Source organism: Paenibacillus koleovorans NBRC 103111, from assembly GCF_004000845.1.
In the GTDB taxonomy this organism is placed as follows: Bacteria; Bacillota; Bacilli; order Paenibacillales; family NBRC-103111; genus Paenibacillus_AA; species Paenibacillus_AA koleovorans.
In genome coordinates this window covers 1-1,469 of sequence record NZ_BIMA01000248.1, presented here as the reverse complement: position 1 = coordinate 1,469, position 1,469 = coordinate 1, and the positions used below count along the sequence as shown (strand labels likewise).

At 39.8% G+C, this 1,469-nt stretch carries 2 protein-coding genes; both read right to left on the bottom strand.

The genetic code is table 11. The annotated features are described in order from the left end of the window. Positions 1-310: 310 nt before the first annotated feature. Complete coding sequence (locus tag PKO02S_RS32005; RefSeq protein ID WP_127589342.1) at positions 311-898, bottom strand: ATPase; 588 nt, start codon at positions 896-898, stop codon at positions 311-313. Further along, positions 891-1,067, bottom strand: a complete 177-nt coding sequence (locus tag PKO02S_RS32735) for a hypothetical protein (RefSeq protein ID WP_164821831.1) — start codon at positions 1,065-1,067, stop codon at positions 891-893. Before PKO02S_RS32735 ends, PKO02S_RS32005 begins: the two co-directional genes overlap by 8 nt. Between the last annotated feature and the right edge of the window lie 402 nt (positions 1,068-1,469).

The window sequence follows — 1,469 nt, the reverse complement described above, 5'->3', positions numbered from 1 at the left end:
CTTTTATAGCATATTTTAGTAATTTTATTTCGTATCGTTAATATGTTTACGTCTGGTTGCTGGGTAGATGTGTACTGCCCGATATTGACAACAGAGACATTCATTTAGCTGTAAACTACCCCCGAGTTTCCTGTGACAAATTCCCGTCCCCTTGTGCAGACAAAAAAATACCCTCTCAATTAGGAGAGGGCAATCCCACATTAACTTCTCATTCGTTATTTCCGTTCCAAACTAACAATGCACAGCACTCCACATGTGTTGTACTGGGAATAGGAACATCGATCACTTGATGTATATCCTATGACTGCAATCACTTCAAATATCTTACTGCAACCTGCTCGGCCCAATCAGGAATTGAATCCGCACGATGTGTAATTGAACCATGGCTTATCTGAAGCACCATATTGCCTTCATCGCTGCTGTTATCAATGACAATTAGATGATCAATTAGGTGCATGTTGTTAAGTAAATTCTGAATTGAAGTGTTATGCCTTCTTACAATGTCCTCTGTTGGAATATGATGCCCGCCATTTCTAACTCGCGCTGCAACTCGTTCTATGTTTAAATGATAATCACCCACACCTACATAAAACATCGTAACCTCAAACTTATTGGACTTAGCATTCCGCATGAGCCGAATGGCGTTGCCACCTGACAATGTCGTTTCAACCGAAAAGTCTCTTCCCTGACGAATACAATCTCTGGACAATTTGATGGCCTCTTTGCCTGCAGATACTTTTCGGCTTTCAGGATGCAAAGAATCAATCCCTCGTGCCAAAGCATCTGGATCAATGTTCACACTGATTCCGAGTCGATCAACAATGAGGTTTCGAATGGTGCTTTTACCGCTGCCATTATTACCAGCAAATACATACATGATTGGCATCTGTTCATGCATGCGAAGCATCCGAATCTGCAACGGGGACAATGTCTCCATTGTTGTATTCTTTTACAATTTGGCCTTCCGCAGTTTTATATACAATGTACGTGTCGTTAGCTTTTGCATCCAGCTTGGCGCGATCTCCTGTGAGCTTAATAAGTTTCTCCAGATCTTTGAATTTATCCATGGCTTCACCTTCTCATTATCAGTATCGACATTTGATTCGATTATATCACACCAAGATAATTCGACGTAGCACATTGCTGTTGTCCATCAGCTAGTTCAATTTGTTTTCTACTGTGCTTATCCTCATAATGGCTCTCAGGCATGAAGTAGCCGACCTTACCTTCACTAAAAGTTGTATAAAGTAATTCCGAGGGATAATATTGAAATAGTAGAACCTACTAGATAAAATTACCATTATCTCCATTCAAGGAGGAGCCCAAAATGTTATATGATAAATCAATTATGGAAGTAAGAGAACAATGCAAGACGACCATAGAATCTTTAGAATTATGGTTACGAAGACTAATAGAAGAAAAACTCGAACCGGAATTAGGTAGTCATTTTATTCATGCCAAAGATAATC